The following is a 16,447-nucleotide window of genomic DNA, read 5'->3' on the forward strand; positions in this document are numbered from 1 at the left end:
CTTTTCCTTGTTCTTAGCGAAGAAGATCACGCTGTTTGATAGCTATATTTTTGAGCATAGGCACTAGATCACTATTGCTTGACCCTTGAGGAGCAGAAACAATGTATTCTTCTAATTCAGCCAGTGTCATGCACGACACAACTTTTTCCCACCACTCTATGATTGAAAAGCCTTTGTCTGGAACAATAAACGCTGTAACATCCACTCCAACCCCTTTTGACAATTCAAGGATCGACGTAGCTGCCTCTTGAAATATCGTTTCCACCCTATTCCCTCCCTTTTTGAAGGAGGACAAACTTTTATGTATACATATTTGCAACATTCGCTATAATATTTAGTAGCGAGGCTTGTCCTCCGTTGATTCGGCTGTCATTTTCCCTATCCGCCAAGATGAATGGAAATGACTGTATTACCCCATCTGTTCGCAGCAGGTGGTTTTTTCATTTTCTTGCATATTAGCCATGATCAGTAGCCCAGCAAATCCCTCGGCACTGATAAGATTCTGCAACTCAGGATTAGTCATGATATCCATGACCATTTCTGCTGGAGTAGCCAGATTCTTCATCCTCACTCACCTCCTTTCTTCTTTAAGATAAATGTTGTCACCAGTCGACCGTTTCGCCGTTCTGTCCTTTGATTTAACCGATCAACATTCCCTCTCGGCCCCCAAGCACCAGCCTTGTTTAGCAACTCGGACAACCCAACTGGTGCGTCTACCTCAAACCCATCAATTTTTAGCTTTGTAAGCTTAAACTGTGGCACCATCGACTTTGTCCTCTTCCCTCTCGATTACTATTTCGAACCCAAGTGCACTACAAACTTTGTTAATGCTTTCTTCATTCCACCGACGCTTACCTGAAAGCAGATCATAAATGTATTGATTGCTATACCCTGTAGCACGGGCAAGCTCCGTTTTTTTCATGTTGGTTTTTTCTAATGCGGTTAAAACAGCTTTTGTAAAATTCAAGTTGTGTTCACCTCCTTGATCACATTATCAAGCTATTAGCTTTATTTAACAATGCGTAAAATAAAGCAAAATGCGTGATTATCATAGATAATCTCAGCAAATCACGCAAAAAACTTTATTTTGCTCAATTTTCCAGCTATTTGCGTGTTGTGTTATCAATTGCACAGTGATAATCTGTATACAGCAAATAGCTTTATTTAGGAGGAAATATGAGTACTCAAAATAGGATTAGAGAGGTAAGAAAGGCATTAAAAATGTCTGGACCGGAAGTCGCTGCAAGGCTAGGTATTTCAACACAGTACCTATATGACATTGAGAGAAACAAACGAGGACTTAGTGCGGAGATTGCCAGTAAACTGTCGGATATTCTTAAAGTAACTACTGATTATCTAATTGGAAAAACTGATGAAAATTTATATGAACATATAAGCAAAAACCCCGACTCACATGCAGAATCGGAGTTATCTGAGATACCAATTGAGAAGCTAAATGGCTTCAAACTCTCATACAAAGGGACTGTATTATCTAAAGAAGAATCAGAAGACTTGATCAAACTTATGGAGATGACGTTAAAACGCTGGAAGTCCTAATGCCTTCAAGATAGCTGTCTAACTCCCTTGTATCCACACCAATATGCTTTAGGTACATTAGCAGTTTTTCTAAATCTACTGTTTGCCCATCCAGCATAAACCTCTCCATGACGCACACACTCTCCTATCCATTTTTGCGAACAAATATTCTCGTTTCCTTATATTTTAGTACAAATATCGTGTATTATGTTATCGAATTATGTCAAAAGTAAAAAAATCTTGTACTTTAGGGAGAGAGTAACATGAAAGTTGCCATATATCTACGAGTCAGTACCCAGGAACAAGTTGATAATTACTCCATCGAGGCCCAGCGTGAACGGCTGGAGGCTTTCTGTAAAGCTAAAGGTTGGACGATTTATGATGTTTACATAGATGCCGGCTTTACTGGCTCAAATATTGATAGACCAGGTTTACAACGCCTTCTAATGGAGCTGGATAAGGTTGATGTGGTTGTCGTCTATAAATTGGACAGGCTATCCCGTTCCCAACGTGACACATTGACACTAATTGAAGACTATTTTTTGAAAAACAAAGTCGATTTCGTATCTCTTACCGAAGCACTCGACACTTCAACACCTTTTGGTAAGGCTATGATCGGCATATTAGCTGTGTTTGCACAACTGGAGCGTGAAACAATTGCGGAGCGCATGAGACTTGGGCATATTAAACGAGCAGAAGAGGGATTACGCGGAATGGGAGGGGACTACGATCCTGCTGGGTATAAAAGACAGGATGGGCATCTTGTACTCGTGCCAGAAGAGGCCCAGCACATCCAGGAGGCCTTCAATTTGTACGAGCAGTATCTTTCCATTACCAAGGTACAAAAACGGCCGAAAGAGCTTAATTATTCGGTCTGGCGGTTCCGCAGATATCGAGACATTTTATCAAACAAGCTTTATTGCGGGTATGTACAATTTGCAAACAACCATTATAAAGGTCAACACGAACCAATCATATCAGAAGAACAATTTGACCGTGTACAAGTACTCCTATCACGTCACAAAGGACGCAATGCTTTTAAAGCAAAAGAGAGCCTACTATCTGGTCTTGTCGTCTGTGGGGAATGTGGCGAGCCTTACACATCTTACCATTGTCGATCCAAAGGTAAACACTATCGTTATTATAATTGTCGCGCAAGACGTTTTCCCTCAGAATACCCAAGCAAATGCTTTAACAAAACATGGCGTTCAGAAGTTATAGAGAAATATATACAAGATGCTCTTTATTCAATGGCAGATGAAAAGAAAACGACCGAAAATGAAATTGTTACAATCGACTACGGGGCACAATTGAGGAAGTTGGACCAAAAACTCGAACGCTTAGTTGACCTATACTCTGACGGAAGCATAGATAAAAGCGTATTAGATAAACAGGTCGCTAAACTGAACAACGAAAAGCGAGATATTTCAGAACAACATTCTGCTCAGACGGAACGAACTGCAAGGAGCATCGCTTGGGAACAGTTACAAGATTATGCTATTGTTCTTGAGTCGGCTGCTTTTGCTGATCGGCAGGCCATTATTCAAAAACTGATTCGTCGTCTAACAATTTATAAGGATAGGTTAGAGATTGAGTGGAATTTTTAGTATTCATTTTGTGCTATTCAAACTGCCCAGATCAAAAACTCTGACAATCCTGGTCTCGGATTGGCTACAAAGCAACGCGCTCGCTCAGCTGCCCGCGATTGATCTGTCGAATACTTCCCCGCCCACTCCAATCTCGCCACGTTCTGCAAATAGTCTGCGCTACGGATAAGGGATGCCCCTACATCCATTAAAAAATACGGCGTACAACACTTACTCCTGCCCATCCCTAAACAAGCTGTGCAATAAGCGCAACCTTGCTCACACGTATGACAATAAGTAATCTCCACCTTCGCTCCTGCGCTTCCGCAGCGTTCACAGACCAACTCCAGCCGATTGCGCCGCCATCCTTTTGTGACCACAAAACGAATGCCAGGTCGCCACTCCGCTTTGTTCGCAAGCACGAATGAATGCAAAATGGCTGACAAATCATGCACGTCTACCCCTCGCTTTTTCAGCAAGGACTCTACTTCATCCCAAAGAAGCGCACGCCCGTCCAAAATCTCTCTCAAAACAGCTTCTTGAGGTTTCTCGCGGGATGAGCTCCTTCGCAGAAGTTCGCGACCACCTAAAAAGCTCAACCGAGAACCCGGCAACTTCCCCGATTCTTTGCTACCTCGATATGAAACTTCTACAGTCTCCTCGACTGACTCCCAAGAAAACCACCCCTGCCCTCGACGATCCTGTACGTTCACTGCTTCCCGCCCATATAAGCTACTCGCTTCGCACACGCTACTTGCTGCCAACGCTCTCAACTCTTTTACATATCCCTCAGTCAGCACCCGTCCTTTACCAACTTGATCCATCAAATACCCGTTCACTTTCGCACGCAAGGAAAAAGCCAGAGCAAGCGAAGACGTCTTCCCGATGACATGCAGGACACACCCTTCTCTCTCCTGCCAAAAAGAACGATCTACAGAAAAGCTCGGCGTAACATAAGTCTGCACCTGTGGTATTGATCCGCCGAAAGCTTTGATATACAGCAAATACTCACGCATGCGATCACTCCTCCGCCCTCTTGCCCTTAGTGTGCAAAAAGACAGACAGGTCCGGCAAATAAATTTCGGAACCAAAATCAGGCCGTAGAAAAATAAAAAAGCCGCCGATCTATTGTCGACAGCTCGTAATATTTACGCTCAACAAACCTTTATGCTCCCTCTTTTTTCTCCCGCAGATCAATGACGATGGTTCCAGCCGCAATCTCCTCCTGTACATCTCCCAAACAATAGCCGTACGGATAACGATTCAAGACAGCTGCCATCTGTTTCGTATCATCGTCAGATCCATCATCTATCAAGGTAATTCGGATAGGTCTGCCACTCCAATATGAACGAAACAGCAGACTCCTCACTACACGTTCCAGCACCTGTTCCGAATTGCGTACCAACAACCGATAATGCTCATGCGGGAGCTCGCTCGCGCTATCCGTCCGATTGGTCCAGCGCTCCGCGATCATTACCAACAAAGAGGAGCAGCCAAATGCTGCCAAAAGCCATACAATCAGCTCTTCCATCACGGTCATACCTCCTCCTATACCAAGGTATGCCGCACGGCTTGAACAGAGTGCAAATAGGAAGCGCTTCCTACAATTTCACCCAGCCGTTTTTAATGGAGATGACAACAGCTTGTGTCCGGTCTTGAACATTGAGCTTTTGCAAAATGCTGCTAACGTGATTTTTAACCGTCTTTTCACTAATAAACAAGAATTCCCCAATGGCACGATTGCTTTTCCCTTCTGCCATTAGCTGCAATACTTCCCGCTCGCGACGGGTAAGCGATTCGATCACTTTTGGATCGATGGCTTGCGATTCATCTACGGAGAAGCTACGCTCTGCCGTCCCTTCCTGCTCGCTCAGACGACGGAATTCTTCAATCAGCTTGCCCGTCACCTTCGGATGTATGTATGCACCACCACTCGCCACTACACGCACAGCGTCAACGAGGTCTGTCGTTCCCACTTCCTTCAGCAAGTAGCCAGAAGCTCCAGAGCGGAGTGTACGATACACATATCCCTCATCATCATGAATCGAGAGCATAATCACACGAGTAGAAGGACTTACAGAAATCACATTTTCTGCAGCAGAAACGCCATTTATGTTCGGCATGTTAATATCCATCAACAAGACATCCGGCTTGTGCTCTTCCGCCAATACTGTGGCTTCTCCTCCGTCCGCACCTTCCCCGACGACCTTGAAATCTTCTTCCATTTCCAATATTCGCTTTACGCCTTCGCGAAATAATTGATGGTCATCCACAATCACAATGCGGAGTTCTTGCTGTCTTTTATCCATGGTTCATCCCCCAGTACTTATTTACGTATCATGTCACAATTTTATCGGTATTTGGAATATAACCTTGGTTCCCTCTCCCGGAGCGGATTGCAGCTCGACACTGCCCTCTAAGAGCTGTACACGCTCACGCATTCCCAAGAGTCCAAAAGAGTTGCCATTCGCCATGCGTTTTTCCAGATCGAATCCGACCCCATCGTCTTTGACGACAAGGCTTAACGAATCTTGTACAAATTCCAGCTTCACTTGAACTGTCGAAGCGCCTGCGTGCTTCTCCACATTGTTCAGACATTCCTGAACCAAACGGAAGATCGCAGCCTTTACCGAACTGCGCAAAGGAGGCTCCACACCAAATACTACCAGATCGATGGAAGACTGAATACGCTCTTCGCACGTTTGAATATATTTTTGCAAGGTAGGTACTAGCCCTAAGTCATCTAATGCCATTGGACGCAAATCAAAAATAATACGTCGAACATCCGCCAAGCTCAAGCGTACCATTTCCTTCAGCTCGTGCAGTTCCATTTGCGCTTCCAAAATGCGCTCGTTCTTCAACATGCGTTCTACAATTTCCGAACGCAGCACGACATTCTCCATCGATTGAGCTGGACCGTCGTGAATCTCTCGTGCGACACGCTTGCGCTCTTCTTCCTGAGCCTGGATTACCTTTAGGCCCATCAACTGATGCTGCTTAGCCGATTCCAGCGCCTCGCCTATCTTGCTTAAGTCACCTGTCAAGTAACCAAGCACGACGCCCATTTGAGAAACCAGCTTTTCTGCACGGACGATGGTTTCTTCCAAGGTACGCAGTTGACGCTCCAAATCATTTCTTCTGCGCTTCAAATTGTTTTCCCGCTCGCGGTAAATGGACAGTTCTACCTGAATACGGCTCGCCTCTTCATACGCAACCCGGATGTCTTCCTCCGTGTACATATGAAAATTACGACTGACCAAGACGAGCTTGTTGCGCGATTTGCGATACGCAAGTTCAAGCGCATCGACTTTTTGAATCACTTTGGAAATTTCTTGTCGAAGTTCATGCAAATCAAACTTCAATGAGTTGCCATGCTGTCTGGCGTTTTCAGCTATATCAAATATTTGGGTTTTACTCGTTTCTACGGTTTCAATCGTTCGCTTGATCACCCCGTCCAGCACGCTGATGTCAATCGCTTTGTTCATGATTGCTCTCCTTCAAACTCATTTTTAGCCTTCGTGAACAACTGTTGGAGGTGCTCTTCTTCTACATCTCGCAGTCCCATGTCATTGCGTGGAATGGCAAACGGATCTGTTTCCTGCTTTACGAATCCACGATTGGATGTAAATACATAGCGGTAGCCAGCTTGACGAGCTGTCTCCAGTACGATTGGACTTGTGTAGCCAAACGGCAACGAGATGACGTCGATCTCTTGCTTCATCCATTCGCTTAAACCGACGCGAGATATACTGAAATCCACATAGAGGCGGTCCCTGTACTCTTTCTCGTCCTCTAAACGCTGCAAGTCCTTCAGATAGACCGGAGCAGTTTCTGGGCCAAGATCGCCCCACTCATTTCGTTCTTCCTCTTCATGCAGACTGTACGTATGGGACCCGATTGTAACCAGTCCCGAATGAATCATTTCGTTAACCTGTTGACGCGTAAGTGGTGGCGTCATATGCTCCCGTTTTCGGTCAGCTACATCTCTTAAGCGCCCCGCAATCGCGAAGTTCACTGAAGGGTAGCCGTATGTACGTAAGATCGGAAATGCTTCTGTGTAATAACTCTCATACCCATCGTCAAACGTAATCAAAACAGCATTCTCAGTCGGTAAGGTACCCGTCTCCATAAATCGCAGGAACTCCTCCAACGAAATCGGATTCAGGTCGTTATCATGTAAAAATTTCATGTGTCGGGCAAATTGATCAGGAGCTATGACATACCGCTGATTCGATTGATCCGTGACATGATGGTACGTCAAAACCACAACCTGATTGTTATACCACTTTTTCGTTTGAACCGCTGCTTCTTCAGTTGGTGTGACGTTTGGCTCAGCATTTTTTGTCTCACTTATGCTTATAGACGTATCCACTTGGGGAAAAGGTTGCACTTCTTGTTTATTCTTTTTTTCCAGAAAAGATTCGCCTAACAACCCAATAGCCACTGCAAAAAACAAAAAAGTTAGAAACACGATCAGGAAGAGCCTTCTGTTCGGCAAAAAAACCCCTCCTCTACTTCCTCACTAGGAGATTCGACACAGTCATACAAATTCCTGTGCAACAATTGACCCAATAATTGGATGACTTAGCTCCTAACATGAAAAAGAGCCCAGTAGCAACACCAGGCTCTTTTTATGTCGTTGAATATTACAGTTGAGCAGCCTCTTGCTTCAGAACTTCTGCTTTGTCTGTTTGCTCCCAAGGAACATTCAGGTCATTGCGTCCGAAGTGGCCATATGCAGCTGTTTGTTTGTAGATAGGACGACGCAGGTCAAGCTGCTTGATGATGCCAGCAGGACGCAGGTCGAAGTGTTTGCGAACCAATTTCACCAGATCTTCTTCGGAAATAGTGCCTGTACCGAATGTATCTACTGCGATGGAAACTGGTTGTGCTACACCAATTGCGTAAGCAACTTGCACTTCGCATTTGTCTGCGAGGCCAGCAGCCACGATGTTTTTCGCTACATAACGAGCTGCGTAAGCACCGGAACGGTCAACTTTCGTCGGATCTTTACCGGAGAACGCACCGCCGCCATGACGAGCATAACCGCCGTAAGTATCTACGATGATTTTGCGGCCAGTCAAGCCAGCATCCCCTTGTGGTCCGCCAATTACGAAACGGCCAGTTGGGTTGATGAAGTATTTGGTTTCAGCGTCCAACAGTTCAGCTGGAACAACTGGTTTGATTACGTGTTCAACCAGATCTTGCTTGATTTGCTCCAAAGTTGTTTCAGGAGCATGTTGGGTAGAAATAACGATGGTATCGATACGAACTGGTTTGTCGCCATCGTACTCAACAGTTACTTGTGTTTTTCCGTCAGGACGGAGGTAAGCAAGTGTTCCGTTTTTACGTACTTCAGTCAAACGACGAGCCAATTGGTGGGACATGCTGATCGGAAGTGGCATCAGCTCAGGTGTTTCATTGCAAGCAAAACCAAACATCAAACCTTGGTCACCAGCACCAATTGCTTCGATCTCAGCGTCAGTCATTTTGCCTTCGCGTGCTTCCAATGCTTGGTCTACACCAAGTGCAATGTCAGCGGACTGCTCGCCAATTGCAGTAATAACACCGCAAGTGTCAGCGTCAAAACCGAATTTCGCACGGTCATAACCGATTTCACGAATGGTTTCACGAACGAGCTTTTGGATATCCACATAAGTGTTTGTAGTGATTTCACCTGCTACGAGAACCAAACCAGTAGTTACGGAAGTTTCGCAAGCTACGCGAGCGTTTGGATCTTTGGACAGGATCGCATCCAAGATGGAGTCGGAAATTTGGTCACAAATTTTATCCGGATGTCCTTCAGTTACAGATTCGGATGTAAACAGACGACGACCTTTTTGCAAAGCCATGAGAAAATACCTCCTTTGACCTCATACAAATAGTGTGGTAGCCGAGTCAGGATTTTATCTACGAAAACGCAAATAAAAAACCTTTTCCATTTTTAGGAGGAAAAGGTTTGAGCGTTTTTTGCTTCCTTCATCCTCTTATCGGCCAGAACAGATGTCCGTTCTGCTGGTTAGCACCGCTCGATATCGGTTGCCGGGCTTCATAGGGCCAGTCCCTCCGCCTGCTCTGGATAAGAGTATCCATTACGGATAATAGAATAATTGTTTTTTTCAGAGATGTCAATAGGAAAAATTTTACTTATAATTGATAAGCTTTGGAAAGTACCACAACTACCTCGGCGCGAGTTGCCCTTCCATTCGGTTTAAAGGAAGATCCGTACCCACTGAGCCAATTTTTAGATGTCAAAGCCTCAATGGCAGGAGAAGCCCAATGACTCGTTGGCACATCCTGATAATTCGAGGTACCACGGTTATACATCAAAACATCACGTGCCCGCGCGATCATTACCGCCATCTCTGCACGCGATATCGGCTGATCCGGCTTCATTTCATTCTTCGGGTACCCTTTCAAAATTCCTAATTGATAGGCTACACCTAGGTTGTGATACGCCCAGTGCCGCTTTGGCATATCCCGGAAGGCCGTTTTTCCTGTGTAGGTAGTCGCTACCTTGGAACCGGTCGCACGCATCGATTTAAGCAGCATCGTCGCAAACTCTGCACGGGTCACTGCCTGATTCGGCTTGAACGACGCATCATTAAATCCATTTACTATACCGCGAGAGCTTAGTCTGACGATCTCTGAGCGCGCCCAGTGGTCCGAAATATCGCGATACCCTGCTACCAATTTCTGCTGCGTCACCGTGAGTCGGTACGAATCATATTTGAACGCAGTACCGCTATTGAGGCGTACATAGTATTTTCCCGGCTGCAAGCGCACCCCGATAATGTCCTTCCCACTATTGGAAAGCTCGGCTACCTCATTCGTCGAAGCAAGTGCATAGTTCATGTTTCGATCGCTGTAGAGTGCGAAACGAAAGCCACTCTCCACAGGAATATACGGCGCTCGGAATGTCACGTATGATTCGCTATTGACAGTAAATTGGAACCAGTCGGAATCAGTTGCTGTCGGAATTGTTCCTGACATCACTGTCCCACCGCTTAACGGAGACGCTTTTTGATAGGTATCATTCGGCTCATTGAAATCTTTTTTAACTGGCGTGTATCCCAAATCCAGCTGGTATTCGCCATTGACTGCATTCCGCGAATACTCGCTCACACGGATGTAATATTTACCCGGGGAAACCTCTTTACTAACCCGCTCTGTCGGATTGTCCTTTGTCCCATTATCGTATAGAGGATCCCAGACTACTGATTTCTGGCCGGGCGCTTGTTTACCAAGACCCAGCAACAAATCCACTCGCTTGTTGTCAGGGCTAACAGAAACATCTAAATGCCCGTACTCACGAACGTAGTAGGAGAACCAATCCTGATCGCCTTCATCATGAAAATTGCCTGTCACACTGATTTGGTTCCCTACAAGCGGTCTGGCCGTTTCTTGTGTATCGTTCGGTTCATTTCGGTCAGGATTGATCAAAAATTTACTCGTCAACACGTATGTAAAAGCGTTGTTGACGCCTCCACTGCGCATTAAGCGGATGTTCATTCTTCCTGCCTTGACCGGAACCGTTATCGTATCGCCATTCCCGAAGTACTGTGTAATCGGTTGACGATTCTCAGGGTAAAAGGTAGCAGCCATCGCCGAAGAAATACCCGATGTCACTGTAGCCGTAAAGCTGACCTTTCCATCGTAAGGGATGTCCATCTTTAGCCAATCTACGGTATCTTTTGGACCCAAATTGCCACGTATTTGTGACTCAATCGGAAACGCCTTCGCTTTGGAAGAAGAATCATTCGGCTCTAAAAAGTCGTAAGAAAGTGCCGTTTTTACTGCTTTGTTGACATCTAACAAGCCGTATCCAGTCTTCCGGTCCCATCCTTTCTCCCCCAAGTCAGTAGCCGTTTGATAAAGCAATTGCCTCACATCAAATGGACTGAGATTAGGATGCCGAGCGAGAATGAGCGCAGCTGCACCAGCTACTTGCGGTGCCGCCGCTGAAGTACCACTAAACGAGCCGTATTTTCCCCCGAGCTTTGTTGTGTATACATTCAACCCAGGAGCTACCAAATTCAGTTCAGGCCCCGTATTTGCCTGATACAAGACTTCATTGTTACTCCTCACAGCCCCTACCGCTACGACAGTTGGATACGCAGCTGGATACGCCACACGGCTACTTTCATTACCACTCGCTGCAACCAAAACGGCTCCGCTTCTCTCCGCTCGTTGTACAGCAGCTGCCAACGACTTAGAGTAAGCCATACTGCTAAAGGACATCACAATGACTTTGGCACCACGATCCAAAGCTACATTGATGCCTTTCGCAATCAGTTCAACATCCGATGACGCCTTGCTATTCAAGATTTTAATTGGTAAAATCCTGGCATTCCAAAGAACACCTGAAACACCGATATTATTATTTCCACTAGCAGCAAGAACACCGGCTACTTCTGTGCCGTGCCCGTTGTCGTCCTGTGCTGACTTCCCAGGATTGACGAGATTCACACCTGGCAAAAGGTTGCCCTTTAAATCCGGGTGTTTATAATCTGCCCCAGTATCCAATACAGCAATAATAATCTGCTCATTGCTATTTACCGTTGGCCAAGCTCTATCTGCTTTAATTTGACTTAGATGCAGCTGGTTGGTCAAATAGTAGTCATTGGATGCCGGAGGCGCTGCTGCGAAGACTGATTGGTTGTTTGCCATAATGAGCGTGACCATTAATGTAACAGTCACTGACATGTTCACTGATCTTTTCATGTAAAACAGTCCTTCCTTCTCTCCCCTGCAAAAGTAGCAGTCTAAAAGGAATTCAGGTATTTGTCATCTGGTCTTTAGCATAGCGGATGAAAAGGGGGACACGCAACCCTCATTCTCCAATATTTGGAACGCTTTCACAGAAGAAAACCCTTTTCACCATCGGCAAAAAGGGTTTTTCTCCTTACTGTAACAAACCTTTATTGTCTTCTACTTCAGGTGTTACCTGAGCTTTTTCTTTTTTTCGTTGTTGCGCTTTCGGAATAAAGGCAGTCAGTTCAGCAATATTTACCGCTTCTTTTTTAAAGGAAGAGGAAGGAATATCGAACGCCCACACGCGATGGCTGTTCGCTTCTACCTTCATGTTTTCCAACGTAAAGTGTACACGTGCTACCGTATCGCCTGCTTTATCATGAACAATAATTGGCACTTCGGTAAACTCCAGACGTTTTCCTAATCCGTTACGGAAAGCAACGATAACCTTCAAGCCGTTATCTTCACCAGGCTTGATATCGAGGACTTGCAAATCTACTTCGCCCTCAACAATCGGGTTCGCCTCTTCAGCCTGTTGCAAATACTGCTCCGACTCATCTGCACTCAGACCCCAGTTATAATTTTGGTTGTCCTCTACTCCGTGCTTTTTAGGCTTGATAAAAGTCAGCATCAGAGGGATCTCTTTTTCAGGGATCCGGTCGAACTCATCCCAACGGAACATAAATTCCATCGGGCGACTGGACATTTCTCCTACTGGTCCTGAGGCAATCAGGTCAAACGTTTTTCTCGCGACCTCTTCTCCGTCCTCCGTAACCAAAGACAACGGGAGCTTTTGAAGCAAAACGCTGCGCTCTGTCGCATTACGAATGTAGGTAAGAACCAGATAACCATCATTAGTAACCTGCGTGAAGAACGGAATGATACCGACTTCGTTACGAACAACCGGAGGCATTTCATCATGCGCGTATTGCAACAGCTCCTGCTCAGCGTCATCCAATTGATTTTCCCAAGGACCATTCATCACCAAAAACAGTTCCTTCGAGTCCACACGGTTCGCAGATTGCTGCGGATTATCCAGTCCGGATACACCCAGATAAAACTCTCTATGAAGATTCTCATGAATATCTTCGCGTACTTGCTCCAAGCTCTCTTTGGAACCAAACCAATTTTCCAATAACCAACTCATATAGCAACCTCCTCTTTCCCATCCTGAAAAAATGTGCGTTCTACTCTACAGTAAGCGCCCATCTTTTCAGGTCGGCATCAGGCTTTTTCACAAATTTAGGCGGGAATACAATCAGCCACGGACGGCTGTTTCCAGGCTTCACCCGAATGGAGCTTGCATCCAGAGAACCTGTCGCAACTACATCTCCATCCGAATCCGAAATCGTAAACTTGAGTTTTTCCGGACGGTAATCATGGCTGAGTCCATTTCGGAAAAGCATGGCTACCACCAAGTTTCCTTCGTCGGTTTTTCGGATGTCAAAACCGGTTACTTCCACCGTATTAATAGGAACCAACGGCAAAGACTGTGTCAATGCTTCCAGACGATCCTTTTGACGATCAGTCATGCGCTTCTCCATTTCAGGATCAAGCTCCAGTGTACGAGGCCAAACATGTGTATTGCTACCGGCCTTCATTACCACTTTCCAACGGCTAAAGGTGAAATTCTCATGCAAATAGCTTTCTTCCGGGAATAAAACCTCCCATGGACGGCTGGAATGCGGTGGAATAGCCCCCATATCTGACAAATTCACTCTGATCCGCGCAAAAGGCTTGTCGTCCAGATAAATCGCTAATCCTACGTTTTTAATACGCACAGGTTTATTTGTGGCATTGCGGAAAAACATAGCGACAGTCATTCCGTTTGGCTGTGGAATCATACTGAAGCCTGTTACGCTAATCATGCCTGGTACCATTTCAGGCAATTCTGCTTGCAAAAAGCGGAGAGTATACTTTTTCTCCGAATCCAGCTCACTTTCCCATATCGGGCTCAAGGATAGCTCGGTTCGAATTTTCTCAGCCTTCATAGCAGACTTTTCCGGTCCACCATTGCTATCCATTTCGACTTCGTTGCTAGTCATGGAAGCCAAATCAATTGTCGACTCTTCCTGAATCTCTTTTTTCAGATCCTCCAGGGAGCGTTTCTGCTGATCTTTACCTAACAAATTCTTCATAAAGGAAAACATATGATACCTCCTCACACGTCCGGGCACGAACGAAGCTTCTCTTATCATCATAAACGTTTTAGACTAGCCCATGCAAATTGGTCTCTCGAAAACTCAAGCTCCTTGGGGTACGCTCACTTTCCAACGAGACAAATCTGGCGCTTCCTTTTGGATGCTTGCCGGCGGAAAAATAAACACCCACGGCTTGCTGGTATTTGCATTGACAGTCAGACCATCCAGTTCAAATAAGCCCTCTGCCACTTTATCTCCACTCGCATCAAACAGCACCAACGGCAATTTTTCAAAGGAAAGGGACTGCGCAGAGCCGTTGCGTATCAGAAGCATGACATGAAGATCGCCTTCTGACGAACGACCAAGCTGTACACTCTGGATATTGACCTCTCCCTCTTTTAATGCAGGAAGATTCTTGGCTAACTGAATCAAGTAAGTTTTCTGTTCTTCAGACAACGCCTTAATCCAGGATTCCTCTAGCTCTAGCTGCTGTGGCAGAACCATTTTCTTCTCGGCCAATTCAAAAGCAATTTTCCAATTTGCCAAAAGAACATCCACTTTCAGGAAGTGTTCTCTATCAAATACAAACGACCACGGCCTTGCGGAACGCGGTGGAATTTCCCCGATCTCGCTCAGATCGAACGTCTGGCGGGTAAACAGCTCCTGATCACCGAACAGTACCACCAGTGTCGTCTCATTCAGGCGTACAGGTTCATCAGAACTGTTCCGGATGAACGCTGTCACTTCAATCCCTTCATCATGCGGAACAAGAGCAGTCCCTGCCAGAGAGATATTCCCCGCCTGCAATGGAGTCAGTTCTTGAGCCATAAAGGAGAGCGAATACTTCTCCTGTGGACTAAGCTTTTCTTCCCATGATTTATGCAGGGAGAGCGTTGTGATGACGCCAGAAGATGCATCCTGTATCTGGCTTACTTCTTGATGTGACTGTGCGGTATCAGAAGCGGACAAGATCGATTCCTCCTGAACCTGCTCTTGTACCTCTCTCGCTGTTGGTTTATTCCCCATTAAATTCTTCAAGAAGGATAACATATCGTCGCTCCCAACTTTTCTCTACATCTATATACAGTTTGCATTCGTCATCCACTATAGCATAGTGACATCCTTTTGCAACATAGAAAACTTGGCATTACAAGCAGCAATGAAACGGCTTTTGCAACCATAGAACAGAGCTATTCGTAATAGTAGTTATGTTAGGATACCCGTATGAAGCAGATGATGTCAAGGAATGGAAAGCTATCCTTACTTCAAAGGTCGACACCTATTAGATGTTAAAGTTTACATTATTATTCAATATTGCTAGAATATAAGTGTCTAAACAAATAACTTGGGGAAGCACCATTTACCAACTGACCAGCTCAGTTGGTCTTTTTTCTATCATGGGGATAAACAAATATTCGTACAAAAAATAAAGGACCTGCCTTTTACTGGCTGGTCCTTCAGATTTGATTACCACGTTTACTATTTACTTAAACCGAAGGATTACATAATCGCTAATTGTAGTTTCCAATCCAACGTCTCTCGAATCCCATCAGTTAAACTTGTTTTAGGTACCCACCCTAATTTATCCATAATGTGAGAATTAGATAAAACAGAATGATTAATGTCACCTAATCTTGAATCTACATAAATAGGTGCTCCCTGTCCACTTAATAAATTGTTAAACAGGTTGTACAGCTCGTTTAAACTTGTGGAAATTCCTGTGGAAACATTAAAGATTTCTCCATCTCCTGCTTGCAGTGCAAGTACATTTGCTCTAGCGATATCCTTTACAAACACAAAATCACGTGTGGTGCTCCCATCTCCATATATAATTGGTGATTCTCCTCTGCTGAATAAATCAGTGAAAATAGAGACTACACCGCTTTCTCCATTTGAAGACTGCCTTGGGCCATACACATTGGCATATCGTAAAATAGTAAAATCGATACCATACAGGTCATGATACATCCTCAAATATTCTTCTGATGTCTTTTTAGTTAAGCCGTACGGAGAAACTGGCTTCAACGGATGACTCTCTTTAATAGGCAATTCAATGGGCATTCCGTATACAGCAGCTGTCGAAGCAAATATTACTTTTCTTACTTGATGCTTCCGAGCTGCTTCTAAAAGATTGAGTAGCCCTGTTAAATTCACCTGAAGATCTGTAATCGGGTCTCTTAAAGAATTTGGTACGCTAACCTGCCCAGCCTGATGTATGACAATGTCAAACTTTTCTCTAGAAAAGAGCGAATGCAAATCAGCTCTAATATCTTGTTTAATGATTCGAACGTCCCTAGTGAGATTCCCCTTTTTCCCAACAGATAAATTGTCCAACACGACAACGTGATGTCCACACTCAATTAATTCATCTACAATATGGGAACCTATAAAACCTGCCCCTCCAGTTACGAGTACTTTCATTAAAGTCTC

The 16,447-nt window shown here is 45.0% G+C and carries 16 protein-coding genes and 1 riboswitch; of the genes, 2 read left to right on the forward strand and 14 right to left on the reverse strand.

The window, feature by feature from the left end:
- Positions 1–13: 13 nt before the first annotated feature.
- The 3 genes from EL268_RS29360 to EL268_RS29365 form a co-directional block, all read right to left on the reverse strand.
- Positions 14–265: a hypothetical protein gene (locus EL268_RS29360; protein ID WP_232030163.1), complete on the reverse strand. Its 252-nt coding sequence runs from the start codon at positions 263–265 to the stop codon at positions 14–16.
- Between the two features lie 144 nt (positions 266–409).
- A complete protein-coding gene (locus EL268_RS33025; protein WP_164724541.1) occupies positions 410–565 on the reverse strand; it encodes a hypothetical protein in 156 nt (51 codons plus the stop codon).
- Positions 566–748: 183 nt separating this feature from the next.
- Positions 749–967: a helix-turn-helix domain-containing protein gene (locus tag EL268_RS29365; RefSeq protein WP_106654710.1), complete on the reverse strand. Its 219-nt coding sequence runs from the start codon at positions 965–967 to the stop codon at positions 749–751.
- 209 nt (positions 968–1,176) lie between these two features.
- Here EL268_RS29365 and EL268_RS29370 point away from each other — a divergent pair, with 209 nt between their 5' ends.
- Complete coding sequence (locus tag EL268_RS29370; protein ID WP_106654711.1) at positions 1,177–1,557, forward strand: helix-turn-helix domain-containing protein; 381 nt, start codon at positions 1,177–1,179, stop codon at positions 1,555–1,557.
- 242 nt (positions 1,558–1,799) lie between these two features.
- Positions 1,800–3,143, forward strand: coding sequence for a recombinase family protein (locus tag EL268_RS29375; protein WP_106654712.1), 1,344 nt, complete (start codon positions 1,800–1,802; stop codon positions 3,141–3,143).
- 17 nt (positions 3,144–3,160) lie between these two features.
- On the opposite strand, the gene EL268_RS29380 is transcribed toward EL268_RS29375, so the two are convergent.
- From EL268_RS29380 to EL268_RS29430, 11 genes are all read right to left on the reverse strand, one after another.
- On the reverse strand, positions 3,161–4,138 hold the full coding sequence (locus tag EL268_RS29380) for a competence protein ComFA (RefSeq protein WP_106654713.1): 978 nt from the start codon (positions 4,136–4,138) through the stop codon (positions 3,161–3,163).
- 149 nt (positions 4,139–4,287) lie between these two features.
- On the reverse strand, positions 4,288–4,653 hold the full coding sequence (locus EL268_RS29385) for a glycosyltransferase (RefSeq protein WP_106654714.1): 366 nt from the start codon (positions 4,651–4,653) through the stop codon (positions 4,288–4,290).
- 70 nt (positions 4,654–4,723) lie between these two features.
- Positions 4,724–5,431 carry a response regulator gene (locus tag EL268_RS29390; RefSeq protein ID WP_106654715.1) on the reverse strand — a complete coding sequence of 236 codons (708 nt, stop codon included), beginning with the start codon at positions 5,429–5,431 and terminating at the stop codon, positions 4,724–4,726.
- A 33-nt stretch (positions 5,432–5,464) separates the two neighbouring features.
- Positions 5,465–6,607 (reverse strand): sensor histidine kinase, encoded by a 1,143-nt coding sequence (locus EL268_RS29395; protein ID WP_126435501.1) that lies wholly within the window; start codon positions 6,605–6,607, stop codon positions 5,465–5,467.
- Positions 6,604–7,620, reverse strand: a complete 1,017-nt coding sequence (locus EL268_RS29400; protein ID WP_106654717.1) for a polysaccharide deacetylase family protein — start codon at positions 7,618–7,620, stop codon at positions 6,604–6,606. Before EL268_RS29400 ends, EL268_RS29395 begins: the two co-directional genes overlap by 4 nt.
- 148 nt (positions 7,621–7,768) lie before the next feature.
- Positions 7,769–8,974: a methionine adenosyltransferase gene (metK, locus tag EL268_RS29405; RefSeq protein ID WP_047069767.1), complete on the reverse strand. Its 1,206-nt coding sequence runs from the start codon at positions 8,972–8,974 to the stop codon at positions 7,769–7,771.
- Positions 8,975–9,106: 132 nt separating this feature from the next.
- Positions 9,107–9,208: riboswitch (SAM riboswitch) on the reverse strand.
- A 61-nt stretch (positions 9,209–9,269) separates the two neighbouring features.
- Positions 9,270–11,846: a S8 family peptidase gene (locus EL268_RS29410; RefSeq protein WP_106654718.1), complete on the reverse strand. Its 2,577-nt coding sequence runs from the start codon at positions 11,844–11,846 to the stop codon at positions 9,270–9,272.
- A gap of 181 nt (positions 11,847–12,027) precedes the next feature.
- On the reverse strand, positions 12,028–13,023 hold the full coding sequence (locus tag EL268_RS29415) for an SLAP domain-containing protein (RefSeq protein ID WP_106654719.1): 996 nt from the start codon (positions 13,021–13,023) through the stop codon (positions 12,028–12,030).
- A 40-nt stretch (positions 13,024–13,063) separates the two neighbouring features.
- The gene (locus tag EL268_RS29420; protein WP_106654720.1) at positions 13,064–14,026 is read right to left on the reverse strand and encodes an SLAP domain-containing protein; all 963 of its coding nucleotides are present in this window, start codon (positions 14,024–14,026) and stop codon (positions 13,064–13,066) included.
- Positions 14,027–14,119: 93 nt separating this feature from the next.
- Entirely contained in the window at positions 14,120–15,067 is a 948-nt protein-coding gene (locus tag EL268_RS29425; protein WP_106654721.1) for an accessory Sec system S-layer assembly protein, read from the reverse strand.
- 450 nt (positions 15,068–15,517) lie between these two features.
- On the reverse strand, positions 15,518–16,438 hold the full coding sequence (locus EL268_RS29430; protein WP_106654722.1) for an NAD-dependent epimerase/dehydratase family protein: 921 nt from the start codon (positions 16,436–16,438) through the stop codon (positions 15,518–15,520).
- Positions 16,439–16,447: the final 9 nt, after the last annotated feature.

Source organism: Brevibacillus brevis, assembly GCF_900637055.1.
GTDB classification, from domain to species: Bacteria; Bacillota; Bacilli; order Brevibacillales; family Brevibacillaceae; genus Brevibacillus; species Brevibacillus brevis.

Excerpts from the sequence above, each read along its gene's own strand:
- EL268_RS33025 (WP_164724541.1), bottom strand. The coding sequence starts at position 565 with ATGAAGAATCTGGCTACTCCAGCAGAAATGGTCATGGATATCATGACT.
- EL268_RS29370 (WP_106654711.1), top strand. The coding sequence starts at position 1,177 with ATGAGTACTCAAAATAGGATTAGAGAGGTAAGAAAGGCATTAAAAATG.
- EL268_RS29375 (WP_106654712.1), top strand. The coding sequence starts at position 1,800 with ATGAAAGTTGCCATATATCTACGAGTCAGTACCCAGGAACAAGTTGAT.
- EL268_RS29380 (WP_106654713.1), bottom strand. The coding sequence starts at position 4,138 with ATGCGTGAGTATTTGCTGTATATCAAAGCTTTCGGCGGATCAATACCA.
- EL268_RS29385 (WP_106654714.1), bottom strand. The coding sequence starts at position 4,653 with ATGGAAGAGCTGATTGTATGGCTTTTGGCAGCATTTGGCTGCTCCTCT.
- EL268_RS29390 (WP_106654715.1), bottom strand. The coding sequence starts at position 5,431 with ATGGATAAAAGACAGCAAGAACTCCGCATTGTGATTGTGGATGACCAT.
- EL268_RS29395 (WP_126435501.1), bottom strand. The coding sequence starts at position 6,607 with ATGAACAAAGCGATTGACATCAGCGTGCTGGACGGGGTGATCAAGCGA.
- metK (WP_047069767.1), bottom strand. The coding sequence starts at position 8,974 with ATGGCTTTGCAAAAAGGTCGTCGTCTGTTTACATCCGAATCTGTAACT.
- EL268_RS29410 (WP_106654718.1), bottom strand. The coding sequence starts at position 11,846 with ATGAAAAGATCAGTGAACATGTCAGTGACTGTTACATTAATGGTCACG.
- EL268_RS29415 (WP_106654719.1), bottom strand. The coding sequence starts at position 13,023 with ATGAGTTGGTTATTGGAAAATTGGTTTGGTTCCAAAGAGAGCTTGGAG.
- EL268_RS29420 (WP_106654720.1), bottom strand. The coding sequence starts at position 14,026 with ATGTTTTCCTTTATGAAGAATTTGTTAGGTAAAGATCAGCAGAAACGC.
- EL268_RS29425 (WP_106654721.1), bottom strand. The coding sequence starts at position 15,067 with ATGTTATCCTTCTTGAAGAATTTAATGGGGAATAAACCAACAGCGAGA.
- EL268_RS29430 (WP_106654722.1), bottom strand. The coding sequence starts at position 16,438 with ATGAAAGTACTCGTAACTGGAGGGGCAGGTTTTATAGGTTCCCATATT.